We start from the raw sequence: 17,888 nt of genomic DNA, 5'->3' as shown, positions 1-17,888 counted from the left end.
GTGCCCATACTTGCTGAGGCCGCCCTGCCCGTGAGAGCCCGGGCGCCGCACGCCGAGGTCAACGCGGACGTCGGCACAACACGAAGGAGTGAGCGTGAGCGCCGATAAGACGACCATCGTCCCCGAGACGAAGACCTCGGGACTCAAGAAGATCGTGGCCGCCTCGATGGTGGGCACGGTGGTGGAGTGGTACGAGTTCTTCCTGTACGCGACCGCCGCCTCGCTGGTGTTCGGCACGTTCTTCTTCCCGAATGCCGGTACCGAGCTGGATGGCATCATCGCGGCATTCCTGACCTACGCGGTGGGCTTCGTGGCCCGCCCGCTCGGCGGCATCGTGTTCGGCCAGATCGGCGACAAGCTCGGCCGCAAGCACACGCTGCAGGTCACCATCATCCTGGTGGGCGTCGCCACCTTCCTGATGGGCTGTCTGCCCGGTTTCACCTCGATCGGCTACTGGGCGCCGGCGCTGCTGGTGATCCTTCGTTTCGTGCAGGGGTTCGCCGTGGGCGGCGAGTGGGGCGGGGCCGTCCTGCTGGTGGCCGAGCACAGCCCGGACAAGTCACGTGGCTTCTGGTCCAGCTGGCCGCAGGCCGCCGTTCCGGTGGGGAACCTGCTGGCGACGCTGGTGCTGCTGGGCATGTCCTGGATCCTTCCCTCGGACCAGTTCCTGAGCTGGGGCTGGCGTGTGGCCTTCTGGGTGTCGGCCATCGTCGTCATCATCGGCTACTACATCCGCACCCACGTCAGCGAGGCGCCGATCTTCCTCGAGGCCCGCGCACAGGCGGAAGCCGAGAAGGCCGTCAGCTACGGCGTGCTGGAGGTCGTGAAGAAGTACCCGCGGGGCATCTTCGGAGCGATGGGCCTGCGCTTCGCCGAGAACATCCTGTACTACATCATCGTGTCCTTCACCATCGTGTATCTGAAGACCGTGCACGCGTACGACACGAGCCAGCTGCTGCTGGCGCTGCTGGTGGCCCACGTCATCCACTTCATCGTGATTCCGCAGGTCGGCCGGCTCTCCGACGCCTTCGGCCGCAAACCGGTCTACCTGGCCGGCGTGGTGCTCGGAGCATCCTGGGCGTTCTTCGCCTTCCCGATGTTCGACACCCTGAACCCGTTCATCATCACGGCGGCTGTCGCCATCGGCCTGTGCTTCCACGCCCTGATGTACGCCGGACAACCGGCCATCATGGCCGAGATGTTCCCCACCCGCATGCGCTACTCCGGTGTCTCCCTCGGCTACCAGGTCACCTCGATCGTCGCCGGCTCGCTGGCGCCGATCATCGCGACGGCATTGCTGCAGGACTTCGGTTCCTGGCTGCCGGTGGCCGTATACGTGGCGGCCGCCTGTGCCGTCACAGCGGTCGCGGTGATCACCCTGAAGGAGACCAGGGGCATCTCCCTGCACGACATCGACGACGCCGACGCCCGCAAGCACGGTCTGAACACGGCGCGGGTGCGCAGTTGAGCCCCGCAGCGGAGCCGCTCTCCGGAAGACAGGCGTTGGTCACCGGCGGCGCCAGCGGGATCGGCGCGGCCGCGGTGCGTGCGCTGGCGGCCCGGGGTGCGCACGTCATCGTCGCGGACAAGGACCGGGCCGGTGCTGAGGCATTGGCGGCGGCGGTCGGAGGATCGAGCTGGGCCGTCGACCTGCTGGACCCCGCCGCTCTCACCGACCAGCGGTTGTCGGACGCGCTGGCCGGGGTGGACATCCTCGTGAACAATGCTGGCATCCAGCACATCAGCCCGATCCAGGATTTCGACCCTCAGGACTTCCGCCGGATCATGTCGCTCATGCTCGAGGTCCCGTTCCTCCTGATCCGGGCGGTGCTCCCTGGGATGTACGCGCGGGGCTTCGGCCGGATCATCAACGTCTCGTCTGTGCACGGACTGCGCGCTTCGCCCTTCAAATCGGCCTACGTCACAGCCAAGCACGGTCTCGAGGGGCTCTCCAAGGTCACCGCGCTCGAAGGCGGCGAGTACGGCGTGACCAGCAACTGCGTCAACCCCGGCTATGTCAGGACCCCGCTGGTGGAGAAGCAGATCGCGGACCAGGCACGGGTCCACGGCATCCCCGAGACGGAGGTGCTGGCAAGGATCATGCTCACCGAGAGCGCCATCAAGCGGCTCATCGAGCCGGAGGAGGTGGCCGCGCTGGTGGCGTGGCTCGCCGGCGACGAATCCGCGATGGTGACCGGTGCCAGCTACACGATGGACGGCGGCTGGGCCGCGCGGTAGTACTACCGTTGTGCTGTGCCTTCCCTGTCGCCGGCCATCGCCGAGATCCGCCTTGCGGTGCGCACCGCACTCGCCGCCGTGCCCGACGGAGCCACCGTGCTCGTCGCCCTCTCGGGAGGCGCCGACTCGCTCGCGCTCGCCGCGGCTGTCGGTTTCGAGGCGCCGAAGCGGGGCCTGCGGGTCGCGTCACTGACAGTGGATCACGGCTTGCAGCCGGGGTCGGATGCGGTCGCAGCCCAAGCCGGTCGGGCCGCCGCCCGCCTCGGCGTCGACCCGCTGATCGTGAAGGTGAAGGTCGGTACCGAGGGCGGTCCCGAGAACGCCGCGCGTGAGGTGCGCTACGGGGTGCTTCGCGATGCGGCTCTCGACGTGCGCGCGGCCGCAGTGCTGCTGGGGCATACCCTCGACGACCAGGCCGAGACGGTACTGCTGGGCCTCGCCCGAGGCTCGGGCGCAGCCAGCCTGCAGGGGATGGCTCCGGTCCGCGAGGATGAGGACGGCATCCGCTGGATGCGCCCGCTGCTGGGCGTGCGACGTGAGACGACCCGGGCCTTCTGCGCGGCATCCGATCTCGAGTTCTGGGATGACCCGCACAACGTCGACGAACGTTTCGCCCGGGTGCGCGTGCGCGCGCAGGTGCTGCCGGTGCTGGAAGCCGAGCTCGGCCCCGGGATCGCCGAAGCCCTCGCGCGCACGGCGGAGCAGCTGCGCGAAGACGCCGAGGCCTTCGACGAGATGATCCACGAGACCATCGAAGACATCGTCGAGCACGCCGAGGCCGGCATCTCGGTCAGCGTCGCCGCGCTCGCCGCGAACCCCGCCGCGCTGCGCAACCGCATCATCCGCCTCGTCGTCGACAGCGAGTTCGGGGTGAGCCTGACGCGCACGCAGACGCTGGAGGTCGCGCGCCTCGTCACGGACTGGTCCGGCCAGGGGCCGATCGACCTGCCGGGATGCTCAGCGCAGCGTCACGGCGGACGGATCGTGTTCACCGCCCGCTGACGGCAACGCTTCCGGGTGCGGATCTTGTGGACCGCGTTCGGGCGCGGTAATGTCGGGCGCGTCAACTAAAGCGATTTAGTGGTGCCCCCAGCATCCGTCGCTCCGCTCATCGGAGGAGATCTGCGTTGAACACCGTCCCCGCGCATACGCGCCCCCACCGAAACCGTCGCAGAGCGCTCGTCGGTACGACGCTCGGTGCAGCCCTCGTCGTGGCCGGCCTCGTGCCCGCCCACGCTGCCGATTCGCATCCGCCCGCTGGAGAGGCCGCCGTCGACGCTGCGCAGCCGTCATTCCCGGGCTATCGCGTCCGCGACATCCTGAACTGGTCTCCCGAGACCGACCCCGACGCCGAGATGCTGCGTGCCCGCATCCCGCTGCAGCCGCGGATCGAGCCTTTCGCCCCGACCCAGGCCAATCCCGACCTCACCGGCGACGCGCAGGTGCTGCTGATGCAGGGCGACTACGGCAACTCGTTCTTCGGCAGCACGCCGTACAACGACGAGTTCTCCGAACACACGCTCAACTTCTGGCAGTACACCGACATCTTCGCCCCGTGGCACGGCGCCGCCACCAGGGCCACTCCCTCCGCGCTGTACGACCCCGCGACGTCCGATTGGCGCAACCGCGGCTTCGAATTCGGATCGGTCAACATCCCCAACCCCGCGTACACCAACGCGGCGCATCGCAACGGCGCTCTGTCGATCGCGACGATCTATTTCGACCCGTACTTCCGCCCCGGCGTCAGCGTCGACGAACTGCTGCTCGATCAGCGCGAGGACGGGTCCTTCCCCGTCGCGGACAAGCTCATCGAGATGGCCGAATACTTCGGCTACGACGGGTACTTCTTCAACAAGGAGGAGCACAGCCCGCACCCCGATGCCACGTTCAAGAAGTTCATGGCGTACCTCACGGCGAACGGCATGTACACGAACTACTACGACGTGAACAGCTCGATCGACGACGACAAGGTCGCCTGGCTGAAGGACGAGGAGCACGGGCAGATCCATGACTCGGTCTTCGTGAACTACGGGTGGCCCGAGTGGGCGCCGGATGCCACCGAATGGGATCGCATCCGAGACGCGTACGGGCCTGAACTCTATGACGAGTTCTTCCTCGGTGTGGAGGCCAACCAGGGCAAGCTCGGCGGCGGGCACCCGACGACCACCGAGTTCCCGAGCATCTACGAGCCGGGCACGAAGAATCCGCGCACCTCGGTCGCGCTCTTCACCCCGTCCGACTTCTACCAGCGATCGCTCGACGACGACCTCGGCGCGGATCTGCAGAAGACCGAGCCGCTCCCGCTGATGCAGACCGACGCGTACCAGTGGATGGTCACCGAACGCGAGCGGATGTTCTTCTCCGGCGTTCGCGAAGACGTCACCCGAACAGGCGCCGAAGCCGGCTACGCCCGTCCGGATGTCGGCGTCGCCGATGCCGACGCGTGGACCGGCGTCGCCGACTTCACGCCCGAGCGATCGGTCGCCGGCGGTACCGAGTTCGCCAGCTGGTTCAACACGGGGCACGGCGTCGGATGGTGGGATGACGGGCGTCACTCTTCTGCGCAGGAGTGGACGAACATCAGCATCCAGTCGCTGCTGCCGTCGTGGCAGTGGTGGTTCGAGACGGCATCGGGTGCGGCATCCGACCTGCACGCCGATTTCGACTACGGCACCGACCTCGCTCGTAAGGACACCCAGGGGGTGGAGACCGCGACGCCGTTCGCGCCGATCGGGGCGTTCCGGGGCGGTTCGTCGCTGGCGATCTACGGCGGCCTGGCCGAAGACACCACGATGCGCCTCTTCAAGACCGATCTCGCCGTCGAATCCGCCACCGAGGTCGATGTCACCTACGCGGTGCCGTCCGGTGCAGGCGTCGGCGCGCAGCTCGCTGTGGTCTACGCCGACCAGCCGGACACCGTCGTGAACTACCCGCTATCGCACAGCGGGGCGGACTGGGCGACCGAAACGGTCGACCTGGGCGAGCAGTCCGGCCGGCGCATCGCCACGCTCGGTCTGACGCTGGCAGGACAGTCGGACGGAGTGCAGGTCAATCTCGGCGGCATCCAGGTCGGCGCGGACGAGTCTGCACCGGCTGCGCCGAGCGCGCTCAGCGTCGATGCCCTCTACGCATCGGGCGAGGCGGTGCTGTCGTGGGACCTGCAGTCGTTCGACGAGGTCGATTCCTACGAGGTCTACGCCACTCGCGGCGACGGCGAGCGGGTCTGGCTCGGCGGCACCTACGACGGCACGCTGCATGTGCAGAACCTCGACATGGAGCCGGGACACGGCGACCTCGCCATCGAGGTCGTCGCGGTGGGCAAGGACGGCGTGCGATCCGAGCCGGCGACCCAGCTCATCGGACTGGACAAGTCCGTCTCGGCGATCAGCGTCGCGGAGACCACGGATGCTCGTGGCTTCCGCACGCAGGCGGCAGAGGCAGGTTCCGTGCAGGTGTCATGGCAGGCGCCCGCCTCGCCCGCGAGGGTCGGCGGGTATCTGGTAGAGCTCACTGCGCAGGACGTCGCCGGTGCGGAGAAGATCGAGGTGCGCGTGGGTGCGGATGCCCGAACGGCTGTCGTTCCGGTGGCCGATCCTGAGGGGCGCCGCTACGACGTATCTGTGGTGCCGCTGAACCCGGCCGGGAAGCCGCGAGGCGTCATGCCGGTCTCGTACCGCGGGAACACCCACGATTCGCTCGCGGCTTCGTATCTGCCGGCGGACGTCGTGTCGGATGCCGACGGATGGCGGCTGACACCGCCGAGTACGTGGGACTGGCACACGCTGACCGTCGCGTACGACGGCGTGGAGCAGTTCACGGCGACCCGCGGCGCCACCGACGCGAACCGCGAGCTGTTGATCACGCGGCCGTATCCCGATGCCGAGAAGATCTCCATCGTCGTGACGGATTACGCTGGCAACACGTCGGAACCGCTCGTCCTCGATACGGCGGACCTCCGGCAGTGACACCCACCGGATGCCGGGTGCGCTGAGCATCCGGCATCCGGCATCCGGAAACAGTTCGACGGGCTCAGGGATCACCTGAGCCCGTCGATGCGTTCGGTGCTGCTACTTCTTGCCGCCGAGGAGGCCGCCCAGGAGATCGCCGATTCCGCCGCCGCCCGTGTTGCCGCCGGAGCCGCCGCCCAGGAGACCGCCGAGCAGGTCGCCGATTCCGCCGCCGCCGCTGCTGCCACCGGAACCGTTGCCGCCGCCGAGGAGGCCCCCGATGAGGTCGCCGATCCCGCCGCCGGACTGCTCCGTCGCTGCCTCCGTCGTGCCGGTCTTGCCCTTCGTCGCGTTCGCGATCAGGCCCATCACGATCGGGGCGAGGATCGGCAGAAGCTTGCCGAAGTCGATGCCGGCGGTCTCCTTGGACTCGGTGAGAGTTGCGGTGACCTCCTTCTCCTTCGCGCCGAGGATGTGCGAGACGATCTTGCCGCCGTCGGCCTGATCGATGTCGTCGACGGTCGCCGCACCCTTCGCACCCTTGTGCTTCTTGAGCGCGTTCTCGATCGCTGCGGACCCCTCTGAGGTCTCGGCGTTCTTCGCGAGACCGCTGAGCAGCACGGCGCCGCCCTGCTCGACCGCCTGCTTGGCGACGTCGGGGGAGACGCCCAGCTTCTTCGCGATGTCGTCGATCGGCACCTGCTTGAGGATGTCGTCAAGAGCCATGGGTGAATCCTTCCGTCAGTGGGCGTCCGCCCCTCTTCTCCCGCTCACAGTAGTGCGGATGCGGCCTGCTGAGGAGGGTTGGCAGTGTTCGATCGCAAGAGCTGTGCCCGAGCATCCGATCGCGTCACCTAAAATCGATCCATGCGCGCCGCGGAAATCCAGGATGACCTTGCTCAAATCCTCGTCACAGAGGAGGAGATCCTCGCCAAGCTCGAGGAGCTCGCCGCCCGCGTCGCCGCGGACTACGCGGGCAAGGACCTGATCCTGATCGGCGTGCTCAAGGGCGCGATCATGGTGATGGCCGACTTCGCTCGTGCGCTGCCGTTCCACGCTCCGATGGACTGGATGGCGGTCTCCAGCTATGGCGCGAGCACGAAGTCCAGCGGCGTCGTGCAGATCCGCAAGGACCTCGACGTCGACATCAACGGCAAGCACGTGCTGATCGTCGAGGACATCATCGATTCCGGCCTCACCCTCAGCTGGCTGCTGGAGAACTTCGAGTCCCGCGGCGCCGAGTCGATCGAGGTGCTGGCACTGCTGCGCAAGCCGGAGGCAGCGAAGGTCGAGATCGACTGCCGCTACGTCGGCTTCGACATTCCCACCGACTTCGTCGTCGGCTACGGCCTCGACTACAACGAGCGCTACCGCAATCTTCGCGATGTCGCGGTGCTCGCACCGCACGTCTACTCCTAACGCTCGCGCCCGCGCGCGCGTACGCCGTGGGCGAATCACAGCCGACCGTAAAGTGCGGCGCGATACGCTGATCGGATCATGGACGTGAAGAAGATCACCCGGAATCCGCTGATCTACGTGGCGCTGATCGGACTGCTCCTGTTCGGCGGCTTCCTGCTGATCTCGAACCTCGGAGCCCCCAAGCAGATTTCCACGCAGGAGGGCCTGAAGCTGCTCGCCGGCAGCTCCGTCACCGAGGTGGTGAACACCGACGGCGATCAGCGCGTCGACATGACCCTGTCGAAACCGTTCGAGGGCGCCGAGAACGTGCAGTTCTACTACGTGACTGCCCGGGCCGACGAAGTCGTCACCGCGATCAACGAAGCCGAGCCCAAGGACGGCTTCAACGACGCCGTGCCGCGTGCGACCTGGTTCGACGGCTTCCTCTCGCTGCTGCTCCCGCTGGTGCTGCTCGGTCTGCTGTTCTGGTGGCTGCTCTCGTCCATGCAGGGCGGTGGCAGCAAGGTCATGCAGTTCGGCAAGTCCAAGGCGAAACTGGTGAACAAGGAGACCCCGACGGTCACCTTCGCCGACGTCGCCGGGGCTGACGAGGCGATCGAGGAACTCCACGAGATCAAGGAGTTCCTGCAGGACCCCGCGAAGTTCCAGGCCATCGGAGCGCGTATCCCGAAGGGCGTGCTGCTGTACGGCCCTCCCGGAACCGGTAAGACCCTCCTCGCCCGCGCTGTCGCCGGTGAGGCCGGAGCGCCGTTCTACTCCATCTCCGGATCGGACTTCGTCGAGATGTTCGTCGGTGTGGGAGCATCCCGCGTCCGCGACCTGTTCAACCAGGCGAAGGAAGCGGCACCCGCGATCATCTTCATCGATGAGATCGACGCCGTCGGCCGTCACCGCGGTGCTGGCATGGGCGGCGGCAACGACGAGCGCGAGCAGACCCTCAACCAGATGCTCGTCGAGATGGACGGTTTCGACCCGAACGCGAACGTCATCGTGATCGCGGCGACGAACCGCCCCGACATCCTCGACCCTGCGCTGCTGCGCCCCGGCCGTTTCGACCGGCAGATCGGCGTGGACGCCCCTGACCTCAAGGGCCGCCAGAAGATCCTCGAGGTGCACTCGAAGGGCAAGCCGCTGGCCAAGAGCGTCGACCTCGAGATCGTCGCGCGCAAGACGCCGGGCTTCACCGGTGCGGACCTCGCCAACGTCCTCAACGAGGCGGCTCTGCTGACTGCTCGCTCCAACGCGCAGCTCGTCGACAACCGCGCGCTCGACGAGGCCATCGACCGCGTGATCGGCGGCCCGCAACGCCGCACCCGCGTGATGAAGGACAAGGAGAAGCTCATCACGGCGTACCACGAGGGCGGACACGCGCTCGCGGCGGCGGCGATGAACTACACCGATCCGGTCACGAAGATCACGATCCTCCCTCGAGGCAAGGCCCTCGGCTACACGATGGTGCTGCCGCTCGACGACAAGTACTCGGTCACCCGCAACGAGCTGCAGGATCAGCTCGCCTACGCCATGGGCGGCCGCGTCGCCGAGGAGATCGTCTTCCACGACCCGACCACCGGTGCATCGAACGACATCGAGAAGGCGACGTCGATCGCCCGCAAGATGGTCATCGAGTACGGCATGACCACCGAGGTCGGCCCGGTCAAGCTCGGACACGAAGGCGGCGACATGTTCGTCGCCCGCGACGTCGGACGCGGCCGTGAGTACTCCGAGAGCGTCGCCGAGCGTGTCGATGCCGAGGTGCGCGCCCTCATCGAGCAGGCGCACAACGAGGCCTATCAGGTGATCAGCCAGAACCGTGACATCCTCGACCGACTCGCGCTGGCCCTGCTCGAGCAGGAGACCCTCGACCACAACCAGATCGCCGAGATCTTCACCGAGGTGCAGAAGCTCCCCGAGCGCCCGCTGTGGTTGAGCAGCGAAGACCGCCCGGTCTCGCAGCGGCCTCCGATCGAGGTTCCCAAGCGCGATGTCTCGCTGGCTGCCTCCGTTGAGGCGCCAGCGGATGCCGTGACGACGCGCAGTCAGGCCGGATCAGCGAACGCGACGGGTCACAGCCGACCAGCGACGGCGTGACCGTGGCCGTCGACAGGGCGCGTGTCGAGCGACTCACTCGTGAGCTGCTCGAGGCGATCGGCGAGGACCCGGATCGCCCCGGTCTGAAGCAGACGCCCGCACGGATGGCTGAGCTGTACTCGGAGTACTTCGCCGGTGTCGGTCAGGATGCGGCGGCACCGCTCGCACACACGATCAGCGTGGCCCGTGGTCCGGCTCCGGACACGCTTCCGTCCGGCGCCGTACTGCTGCGCGACATCCGCTTCCGCTCCGTCTGCGAGCATCACCTGCTCCCCTTCGCCGGTCACGCTCACCTCGCCTATCTTCCCGGCGAGCAGGTGGTCGGCCTGGGGGCGCTCGTGCGCGTCGTGGAGACGCTCGCCGCGCGACCGCAGGTGCAGGAGCGTCTCGGCGAACAGATCGCCGACACGATCGCCGAGCACCTCGACACGCGTGGCGTGCTCGTCGTCCTCGATGCCAGCCACGGGTGCGTCACGATGCGCGGCGGCCGTCAGCCCGAGGCATCCACGCTCACGATCGCAGCCCGCGGCGTGTACACCGAGCCGATCGCACGCGCCGAACTGATCACGCTGATCGGCAGCCCATCCGGGCGCTCATCGAGCGGTACGGGACCCGCGTTGTGACGGCGATCTGGGGCATCCTCAATGTCACGCCGGATTCGTTCAGCGACGGCGGACGCTACCTCGACGTCGAGCACGCGGTCGCCCACGGCCTGCTGCTGCGCGAACAGGGAGCGACCATCCTCGACATCGGCGGCGAATCGACCCGCCCCGGCGCCGAGCGCATCGGTGCCGACATCGAGCAGCAGCGCGTCATCCCGGTGATCGAACGCCTCGCCGAGTCGGGTGTGCCGGTGAGCATCGACACGCTCAACGCTGCCACTGCGGCCGCAGCCGTTCATGCGGGCGCGCGCATCGTCAATGACGTCTCGGGCGGTCTGGCCGACCCGGAGATGCGCGCGGTGGTCGCCGAGTCCGGGGCAGACTTCGCGATCGGGCACTGGCGGGGTCCGTCCGCAGACATGCACGCCCACGCGGATTATCGCCGCGTCGCACGTGAGGTCGCCGGCGAGCTGCAGGAGCGCATCGGCGAGGCGGCTGCGGCCGGCATCGCCCCTTCGCGTCTCATCGTCGACCCGGGCATCGGCTTCGCGAAGGCCGGCGCCCAGAACTGGGACGTGCTGCGGGGCCTCGACGAGATCGTCGCCCTCGGCCCACGGGTGCTCATCGGCACCTCCCGGAAGCGTTTCCTGGCGGAGACGCTGCAGGCGGATGCCGAGGCATCCGTCTCCGAGGCGCGTCGCGATCTCGCGACCGCCGTCACGAGCGCCCTCGCCCTGCGCGCGGGCGTGTGGGCCGTACGCGTGCACGATGTGGCCGCAACCCGCGACGCCCTCGCCATCGCTCACGCCTGGGAAGGGTAATCCTCATGTTCGAGCTCGACCACATCGTCCTCACCGGCCTCACCGTGTTCGGACGTCACGGCGTCTACGACCACGAGCGCGAGGACGGCCAGGAGTTCACCATCGATCTGCGCCTGTCGATGTCGCTGGCACGAGCGGCCGAGTCCGATGACGTCACCGACACCGTGCACTACGGCGAACTCGCCGAGAAAGTCGCAGCGGTCGTCGCCGGCGAGCCGGTGAACCTCATCGAGACGCTCGCGGCGCGGATCGCCGACGTCGTCCTCGAAGACCCGCGGGTGCAGCATGCCGCCGTCACCGTGCACAAGCCGCATGCCCCGATCCCGCTCACCTTCGCCGACGTCGCGGTGACCCTGCACCGCGGTCGCACGTCGGACGGCGCCTCCTCGTCGGAGTGGCCGGCATGAGCCGCAACCTCACCAACCCGCCGCCGGCACCCCCCGTCCGCCCAGGACGAGAGGATGCTGTCGCGGTCGTCGCCTTCGGCGCCAACCTCGGCGATCGGCAGGCGACGATCCGTCATGCCGCCGAGCGCATCGGGCGTCTGCCGCTGGTGAGCGAGGTGCGGCTGTCCGAGCTCTTCGAGACCGTCGCGCTGCGCCTCGACGGTCCTGATCCGGATGCTCCGGGGTACGTGAATGCCGTGGCACTCGTGACCACGCAGCTCGCCCCCGAGATCCTCCTCGGGATGCTGCACGCCATCGAAGACGAGAACGGCAGGGTGCGACACGAGCGCTGGGGCGATCGCACCCTCGACCTCGACCTGATCGCCTACGGCGATGTCACGTCCGTCGACGAGCGCCTCCAGCTGCCGCATCCGCGCGCTGCCGAACGGCTGTTCGTGCTCGAGCCGTGGCTGACGCTCGACCCGGAGGCTGAGCTCGTCGGGCACGGTCGGGTGGCCGACCTCGCGACGAGGCTGCGCGCACAGGACGCGGTATGAAACGCACCTCGGCAGGTCTCCTGGCGCTGCTCGCGCTCCTCGGCGTCGGAGCCGGTTTCCTGCTCGATCAACTCCTCACCGCGACGGGCCGCGCGACGTTCACCCCGTCGCTTCTGCTTCCGGTCCTCCTGCTGCTCGTCGCCGCCGCGTCGCTCGGGGTGGCGTGGCCGGTGCGCCGGAGCGTGCGGGGCGCCGGACGGATCGACCCGTTCCGCGCCTTGCGGGCGGCAACGCTCGCTCGCGCGTCCAGCCTGCTCGGTGCGATCATGGCCGGAATCGGAGCGGGGCTCCTCGTGTTCCTGCTGACCCGTCCGATCGATCCCCCGGTAGGGTCGACTGTGGCCATGCTGGCGCTGATGGGGAGCGCGATCGCCCTCGTGATCGCCGGCCTCATCGCCGAACAGTTCTGCACCCTGCCGAAGGATCCTGATGACTCAGAACCCAGAGACCACGCCCCTGAACCCTACGGAGGGCACTGACCGCGCAGCCCTCGACCAGGGCACCTACGGACAGCTGCGCACAGCCCGCAACGAGAATCGTCTCGAGCTCGACGGCGCCTGGCACCAGATCTCGCCGCGCTACGTGGTGTCGCAGATCGTGCAGAACGTGCTCTTCATCGTGGTCGTCGCGATCGCGGCATCCGTCATGGCACTGGGATTCGAGCAGACCTGGGCGTGGATCCCCGCGGTCGTGATCGTCCTGGTCACGCTGATCACCCTGATCATCCTGCCGCGGCAGGCGAAGGCGATCGGGTACATGCTCCGCGCCGACGACATCGTCTTCCGCAAGGGCATCCTCTGGCAGCGCATGATCGCTGTTCCGTACGGGCGGATGCAGCTGGTCGACATCACGCAGGGCCCGTTGGATCGTGCCTTCGGAGTGAGTCAGCTGAAGATGGTCACCGCCGCGGCGACGACCGGAGTGCAGATCCCGGGTCTCACGCAGGGCGCGGCGGAAGCTCTCCGCGACACCCTCATCCAGGTCGCCGAGACGCGCCGGACCGGCCTGTGAGCGAGCCGCAGTTCCCGCCGCCCGCGGCCGCGCCTGTCGTGCCACCGGCGGATGACTCGACGTCGCTCGCGGACGGTGAGTGGCACCGGATGCATCCGCTCACCCCGCTGTTCAAGGGTGGGCTTGCTCTCCTCATCATCGGCGGCATCCTGATCACGAACATGCGCGATCGCGTCATCGCGTGGGTCGTCAACCTGTTCGCGCCGGAAGAGGCGCATTACGGGCAGAACGGCGGAGACCCCGTCGACTGGGTTCTCGAGAACAACCTGATCCTGATCGTGCTGCTGGGCGTGCTGGTCCTGGTCGTCGTGCTCGTCGGCGCGTTCTGGCTCGTCTGGCGCTTCCAGCAGTTCCGCATCACCGGCGACCATGTCGAGGTGCGCAAGGGGATCATCTTCCGATCGCATCGCCGCGCACCTCTCGACCGCGTGCAGGGTGTCAACCTCACGCGTCCGTTCCCTGCGCGCATCATCGGACTCGCCAAGCTCGAGGTCGTCGGTGCCGGCACCGATGCGAACGTGCCGCTCGAGTATCTGGCGACGGCGCGGGCGGAGTCCGTGCGCGCAGACATCCTGCGGCTCGCCTCGGGCGCGCGCGCGGCACGCCACGCGGCGGCGGATGCGGCGAGCGGCGAAGGCGCGGCAAGCAGTGTTCCTGGCGCTCCCAGTGTTCCCGGCACGGCGCGGGCGCAGCTCGTCGGTTCGGTGAATGCCGGCGTGACCGGCCTCATCGAGGGCGTGGACCTCGCCGATGTCGCCCCCGAGAGCGTCGTCAAGATCCCCACCGGTCGTCTGATCGGGTCGCAGGTGATCGCCGGCGTGCTCTGGCTGTTGTTCTTCGGGGCGATCTTCGCGGTCGCGATGGGCAGTGCCGTCGTCGGGACCCTCGCCGAAGACGACGGGGAGACCGGGATCGTCGTGCTCGCCATCGGGCTGGGCATGGGCATCCCGCTGATCATCGCCGCCGTCGGTATCACCTGGGCGCAGATCTCGAAGTCGCTGCGATACTCCATCGCTCCGACCCCTGACGGGGTGCGGATCACGTACGGCCTGCTGACCACGGTGACCGAGACGCTCCCGCCCGGGCGCATCTTCGCGGTCGAAGTCTCGCAGTCGCTGCTGTGGCGCCCGTTCGGCTGGTGGACGGTCAAGATCAACCGGATGAGCGGCAAGAGCGTCGCGCAGCAGTCATCCGGGAGCGCGCAGCAGTTCAACATCGTGCTTCCGGTCGGCAAGCGCGCCGATGTCGAGCGCGTGCTCGCGCTGATGCTGCCGGATGCTCCGGTCTCCGACATCCCACTGGTGTGGGAGCACGGCATCCTGGGTCCGGTGGAGGGCGATCCCTATCGCACGATGCCGGCGAGAGCATGGTGGCGTCGCCCGCTGTCGTGGAAGCGTCACGGATACGTGCTCACCGAGTTCGGCCTCGTGCTGCGCCGGGGCATCGTGTGGCGCAAGCTCGCCGTCTTCCCGCTCGCGCGACTGCAGGGCGTCTCGCTCTCGCAGGGGCCGATCGACCGCGCACAGCGCGTTTCCGGCGCACAGGTGCACACGGTTCCCGGGCCCATCCAGGGGTACCTCTCCGGCCTGGAACGCGACGACGCGCTCGCCCTGCTCGACGGGGTGGGTCGTGCTGCGGCGGAAGCGGCGCATCGGGACCACACGCACCGCTGGGGCGAGTACGCACCACAGGCGCCGGCGGTGTCGTGGGCGCCCGAGCAGGTGCCCTCGGCGGGGATCGTCGGGCAGCCCTTCCCCGGTGCTCCGGTTGCTCCGCCGATGCCAGGATTCGCGCCTGCTCCGCCTGCACCACCTGCGGGGTACGGGCAGCCGCCGGTGGCGCAGCCCCCCGCGCCTCCGATCTCGGCCGCTCCGATCTCCGCGCCTCCGTCGTTCGCGCCCGCGCCGCCGCCGCCCGCTCCTCCGGCCGCGCCGGTTCCGCCAGCCGCGCCGCCGGTACCGCCCACAGCGACGCAGCCGGGGGAGTAGCGATGCCTCGTGACGGGCGCCTCGGCGTCGGCATCATCGGCGCGGGCCGGGTCGGTCCCGTGATCGGCGCGGCGCTCGCCGGGGCAGGCCACGCGATCATCGGGATCACCACGGGGTCCGATGACGATCGAGCCTCGGCCGTGCTCCCAGACGTGCCCGTACTGGACGCACTGGAGATCGTTCGCCGCAGCGAGCTCGTCGTGATCGCCGTTCCCCACGACCAGCTCCCGTCGCTCGTCGCCGGCATCGCGGAGATCGGCGGATGGCAGATCGGCCAGCTCGTGCTGCACACCGATCCCGCTTACGGCATCGAGGTGCTGCGTCCCGCTGCCGAGCGCGGCGCGATTCCCCTGGCGGTTCATCCGGCGATCACTTTCACTGGAACGTCGATCGACCTGCGCCAGTTGCAGGCGGGTTTCGCCGCGGTGACGGCACCTGCGGCCGTCCTGCCGATCGGTCAGGCGCTCGCCGTCGAGATGGGCTGCGAACCCGTGGTCATCGCAGAGACGGATCGGACGGCGTACGCCGACGCGATCCAGACCGCGACCGAGTTCTCCCGCTCGATCATCGGCCAGTCGACGAGTCGGCTGCGAGAGATCGGTGTGGACAACCCCGGGAGCTACCTCTCCGCGCTCGTGCAATCCACCGTCGAACGGGCGCTGCGCGAAGCATCCGGCCCCATCGACACTCTGCCTGACTCCGGCGCCACTTTCATCTGACACCTCGGGTCGCTACACCACCGGGATTGCGGCCCGAGGTGTCAGATGAACGTGCTGGCGCGAGGCTGATCTGACACCTCGGGTCGGTATTCGGCGCGCATTCCGACCCGAGGTGTCAGATCAGGCGACGCGGGGCAAGAGGCGAGAGGCGCGGCCAGGCCAGGCGAGAGGCGCGGCCAGACCAGTGAGAGCGGATGCGGCGCGCTCAACGCCCTCCCGACGAGCCGCCACCGCCCCCTCCACCGGAGAACCCGCCGCCCGACGAGCCGCCCGCACTCGAGGAACTCTCTGAATACGTGGCCGCGGCGTGCGACGACACGGCGAATGCCGCGAGATGAGTACGGAGATACGGGGAAGTCGGGTCGCCGATCCACCCCGGTCCGCGTTGCGCTTGCGCGTACGCGGCTTCAAGCACACCGCCCCATTGGTCTTCCTGCCCGAACAGCATCGCGTACGGCAGCAGAAGCTCGTAGAGCTCGATGACGTTCACGCTGCCGTCCTGGCGACGCTCGGCACCGGTGTACGACTGCAGCACCTGCAGCCGGTCGGCTTCGGCCACGCGGATGAACTCGCGCACGCCGAGCAGGTACTCATGGGCGAGAGCACCCTCCGGCGTGAGGACCGTGTGCTTCGAGAACGTGAACAGGCTCGACATCAAGACGGCGAACCCGCCGAAGGAGATCGCGACGAGAGCCGGGATGCCGGTCACCCGGCCGGAGATCGCCCCCCACAGGCTCAGGCCGAGCCCGGCGGCGACGACGGCGATCGCGCACCACTGCAGGATCATCGCCCCGCGGCTGCGCGTCTTCGTGGTGAGCCCCCGCGATGCGGCCGCCGTCTTCCCGCTCTGCAGGAGGCCGTTCATACGCCCGGCGAAGGACTCGTCGGTCAAGGGGAGGCTCACGACGCCCTCGGCATCCGCGCCGAGGAACAGCGCATCGAGTGCCTCGACATCCAGCTGGTCGGGGATCCGGCCTCCTGGCGTTCTCCGCAACCGGGGCTGTCCGGTGGCGCCTTCGCTGTCGCCGGCTTCCTCTATGCGAAGAGTGCCGCGAACCGCGAGGTGCACGATCTCGGCGGGGATCGGATCCTTCGCACCAGGCACGATCGCGGCCGCGAGCAGCGGCGGCATCGAATCGGGCACGTCGTACTGCGCGATGACGACGCCGGTGGCGGTGCGGCGCCGGCGTTTGAGCACGGCTACAGCCGCACATCCGCCCGCGGAGAGCCCGAACGCTCCGAGGGCAGCCAGCGCCGGCACGGTGTCGGTCACCGTGTTGGGCGTGCGGGCGGAGGGTTGCGTGGCCGTGTTCGGCTCGAACCCGATCGCGACGGTCACACCATCACCGGCGGCGCGCTCACCGGACTCGACGCGGAACGAGGCCGCGTCGCCATCGGCGGACGGCCCCTGGATCGCGCACTCGTCGGTGGAACCCGCGTAGCCGGTGTAGCACCGCGCCGAGCCGGTGAGCTGCGCGCTCATCGCCGCATCGAAGACGATCTCAGCGTGGAACGACTCGATCGCCTGACTGCTGTCCAGAGGGAGAAGATCCCAGTAGAACTCATCGGCCTGGCCGTCGTCGCGGTGCAGGATCACGTCGGTCATCTCGTACTCGATGACGTAGGTGTTGAGTCCCTGCACGTAGTCGTCGTCTCCGGTGAGGACGAGGATGAGGCCGTCGTCCTCCTCGGTCTCGAACGGTACTGCCGCGCCGGTCTCGTCGGTGACGGAGATTACACGGGTGTCCAGATGCGCGTTGTCGTACGTGACCGGGAGCCCTCGGACGATGCCCCGGTTCTGGTCGAAATCGGGGAAGCGGGCGACGAGCGTTTCGGTGACGAGCATGTGCGACCGGCCGTCGTCATCCAGGCTGACCTCGTATCGGGCATCCCAGGACGCATAAGAGAAGTCATCGACGTCGGCCGAGACCGCCGATGCCTGCCGATCTGCGTCGACGGCGGATGCCGCGGCGGCGGCGGGGGCGAGCAGTCCCGCGCCCGCTATGGCGACCGCGGTAAGAACGGGGAGCATCCGGTTGACGGCCATTCTCCGAGGCTACCCAGCTGTCGCCATCGTCGGCAGAAATCGCCCCGGTAAACTGGGACCGACTT

16 protein-coding genes are annotated in these 17,888 nt (G+C 68.5%); 14 read left to right on the top strand and 2 right to left on the bottom strand.

Features of this window, described 5'->3' with window-relative positions:
- The first annotated feature begins 94 nt into the window (after positions 1-94).
- From MRBLWO13_RS01985 to MRBLWO13_RS01970, 4 genes are all read left to right on the top strand, one after another.
- The gene (locus MRBLWO13_RS01985; RefSeq protein WP_341976104.1) at positions 95-1,468 is read left to right on the top strand and encodes an MFS transporter; all 1,374 of its coding nucleotides are present in this window, start codon (positions 95-97) and stop codon (positions 1,466-1,468) included.
- Positions 1,465-2,238: a 3-hydroxybutyrate dehydrogenase gene (locus MRBLWO13_RS01980; RefSeq protein WP_341976102.1), complete on the top strand. Its 774-nt coding sequence runs from the start codon at positions 1,465-1,467 to the stop codon at positions 2,236-2,238. Before MRBLWO13_RS01985 ends, MRBLWO13_RS01980 begins: the two co-directional genes overlap by 4 nt.
- Positions 2,239-2,253: 15 nt before the next feature.
- Positions 2,254-3,240: a tRNA lysidine(34) synthetase TilS gene (gene tilS / locus MRBLWO13_RS01975; RefSeq protein ID WP_341976101.1), complete on the top strand. Its 987-nt coding sequence runs from the start codon at positions 2,254-2,256 to the stop codon at positions 3,238-3,240.
- Positions 3,241-3,365: 125 nt separating this feature from the next.
- On the top strand, positions 3,366-6,203 hold the full coding sequence (locus tag MRBLWO13_RS01970; protein ID WP_341976100.1) for a hypothetical protein: 2,838 nt from the start codon (positions 3,366-3,368) through the stop codon (positions 6,201-6,203).
- A gap of 102 nt (positions 6,204-6,305) precedes the next feature.
- Here the strand turns inward: MRBLWO13_RS01970 and MRBLWO13_RS01965 are convergent, their stop codons facing one another.
- Positions 6,306-6,911, bottom strand: a complete 606-nt coding sequence (locus tag MRBLWO13_RS01965; protein ID WP_341976099.1) for a DUF937 domain-containing protein — start codon at positions 6,909-6,911, stop codon at positions 6,306-6,308.
- Positions 6,912-7,052: 141 nt separating this feature from the next.
- Between MRBLWO13_RS01965 and hpt the strand changes: the two genes are divergently transcribed.
- The 10 genes from hpt to MRBLWO13_RS01915 all read left to right on the top strand — a co-directional run bounded on the left by hpt (position 7,053) and on the right by MRBLWO13_RS01915 (position 15,776).
- The gene (gene hpt, locus MRBLWO13_RS01960) at positions 7,053-7,604 is read left to right on the top strand and encodes a hypoxanthine phosphoribosyltransferase (protein ID WP_341976098.1); all 552 of its coding nucleotides are present in this window, start codon (positions 7,053-7,055) and stop codon (positions 7,602-7,604) included.
- A 78-nt stretch (positions 7,605-7,682) separates the two neighbouring features.
- Positions 7,683-9,692, top strand: a complete 2,010-nt coding sequence (gene ftsH / locus MRBLWO13_RS01955) for an ATP-dependent zinc metalloprotease FtsH (RefSeq protein WP_341976096.1) — start codon at positions 7,683-7,685, stop codon at positions 9,690-9,692.
- A 2-nt stretch (positions 9,693-9,694) separates the two neighbouring features.
- Positions 9,695-10,315: a GTP cyclohydrolase I gene (folE, locus tag MRBLWO13_RS01950; protein WP_341978258.1), complete on the top strand. Its 621-nt coding sequence runs from the start codon at positions 9,695-9,697 to the stop codon at positions 10,313-10,315.
- The gene (gene folP / locus MRBLWO13_RS01945) at positions 10,312-11,115 is read left to right on the top strand and encodes a dihydropteroate synthase (protein ID WP_341976094.1); all 804 of its coding nucleotides are present in this window, start codon (positions 10,312-10,314) and stop codon (positions 11,113-11,115) included. The genes folE and folP overlap by 4 nt, the downstream gene beginning before the upstream one ends.
- Before the next feature lie 5 nt (positions 11,116-11,120).
- Positions 11,121-11,522 (top strand): dihydroneopterin aldolase, encoded by a 402-nt coding sequence (gene folB / locus MRBLWO13_RS01940; RefSeq protein ID WP_341976093.1) that lies wholly within the window; start codon positions 11,121-11,123, stop codon positions 11,520-11,522.
- The gene (gene folK / locus MRBLWO13_RS01935) at positions 11,519-12,058 is read left to right on the top strand and encodes a 2-amino-4-hydroxy-6-hydroxymethyldihydropteridine diphosphokinase (RefSeq protein ID WP_341976092.1); all 540 of its coding nucleotides are present in this window, start codon (positions 11,519-11,521) and stop codon (positions 12,056-12,058) included. Before folB ends, folK begins: the two co-directional genes overlap by 4 nt.
- Entirely contained in the window at positions 12,055-12,537 is a 483-nt protein-coding gene (locus MRBLWO13_RS01930; RefSeq protein ID WP_341976090.1) for a DUF3180 domain-containing protein, read from the top strand. The genes folK and MRBLWO13_RS01930 overlap by 4 nt, the downstream gene beginning before the upstream one ends.
- Positions 12,488-13,069 carry a PH domain-containing protein gene (locus MRBLWO13_RS01925; protein WP_341976089.1) on the top strand — a complete coding sequence of 194 codons (582 nt, stop codon included), beginning with the start codon at positions 12,488-12,490 and terminating at the stop codon, positions 13,067-13,069. Before MRBLWO13_RS01930 ends, MRBLWO13_RS01925 begins: the two co-directional genes overlap by 50 nt.
- Entirely contained in the window at positions 13,066-15,057 is a 1,992-nt protein-coding gene (locus tag MRBLWO13_RS01920) for a PH domain-containing protein (RefSeq protein ID WP_341976088.1), read from the top strand. Before MRBLWO13_RS01925 ends, MRBLWO13_RS01920 begins: the two co-directional genes overlap by 4 nt.
- 2 nt (positions 15,058-15,059) lie before the next feature.
- A complete protein-coding gene (locus MRBLWO13_RS01915; protein WP_341976087.1) occupies positions 15,060-15,776 on the top strand; it encodes a DUF2520 domain-containing protein in 717 nt (238 codons plus the stop codon).
- Positions 15,777-15,981: 205 nt separating this feature from the next.
- Here the strand turns inward: MRBLWO13_RS01915 and MRBLWO13_RS01910 are convergent, their stop codons facing one another.
- Entirely contained in the window at positions 15,982-17,823 is a 1,842-nt protein-coding gene (locus MRBLWO13_RS01910) for a DUF2207 domain-containing protein (protein WP_341976086.1), read from the bottom strand.
- Positions 17,824-17,888: the final 65 nt, after the last annotated feature.

The sequence above is a fragment of the Microbacterium sp. LWO13-1.2 genome, from assembly GCF_038397725.1.
Classification (GTDB): Bacteria; Actinomycetota; Actinomycetes; order Actinomycetales; family Microbacteriaceae; genus Microbacterium.
This window is presented reverse-complemented; position numbering and strand designations above follow the sequence as displayed.

Excerpts from the sequence above, each read along its gene's own strand:
- MRBLWO13_RS01925 (WP_341976089.1), top strand. The coding sequence starts at position 12,488 with ATGACTCAGAACCCAGAGACCACGCCCCTGAACCCTACGGAGGGCACT.
- MRBLWO13_RS01930 (WP_341976090.1), top strand. The coding sequence starts at position 12,055 with ATGAAACGCACCTCGGCAGGTCTCCTGGCGCTGCTCGCGCTCCTCGGC.
- folB (WP_341976093.1), top strand. The coding sequence starts at position 11,121 with ATGTTCGAGCTCGACCACATCGTCCTCACCGGCCTCACCGTGTTCGGA.
- MRBLWO13_RS01910 (WP_341976086.1), bottom strand. The coding sequence starts at position 17,823 with ATGGCCGTCAACCGGATGCTCCCCGTTCTTACCGCGGTCGCCATAGCG.
- MRBLWO13_RS01915 (WP_341976087.1), top strand. The coding sequence starts at position 15,060 with ATGCCTCGTGACGGGCGCCTCGGCGTCGGCATCATCGGCGCGGGCCGG.
- folK (WP_341976092.1), top strand. The coding sequence starts at position 11,519 with ATGAGCCGCAACCTCACCAACCCGCCGCCGGCACCCCCCGTCCGCCCA.
- hpt (WP_341976098.1), top strand. The coding sequence starts at position 7,053 with ATGCGCGCCGCGGAAATCCAGGATGACCTTGCTCAAATCCTCGTCACA.
- ftsH (WP_341976096.1), top strand. The coding sequence starts at position 7,683 with ATGGACGTGAAGAAGATCACCCGGAATCCGCTGATCTACGTGGCGCTG.
- MRBLWO13_RS01965 (WP_341976099.1), bottom strand. The coding sequence starts at position 6,911 with ATGGCTCTTGACGACATCCTCAAGCAGGTGCCGATCGACGACATCGCG.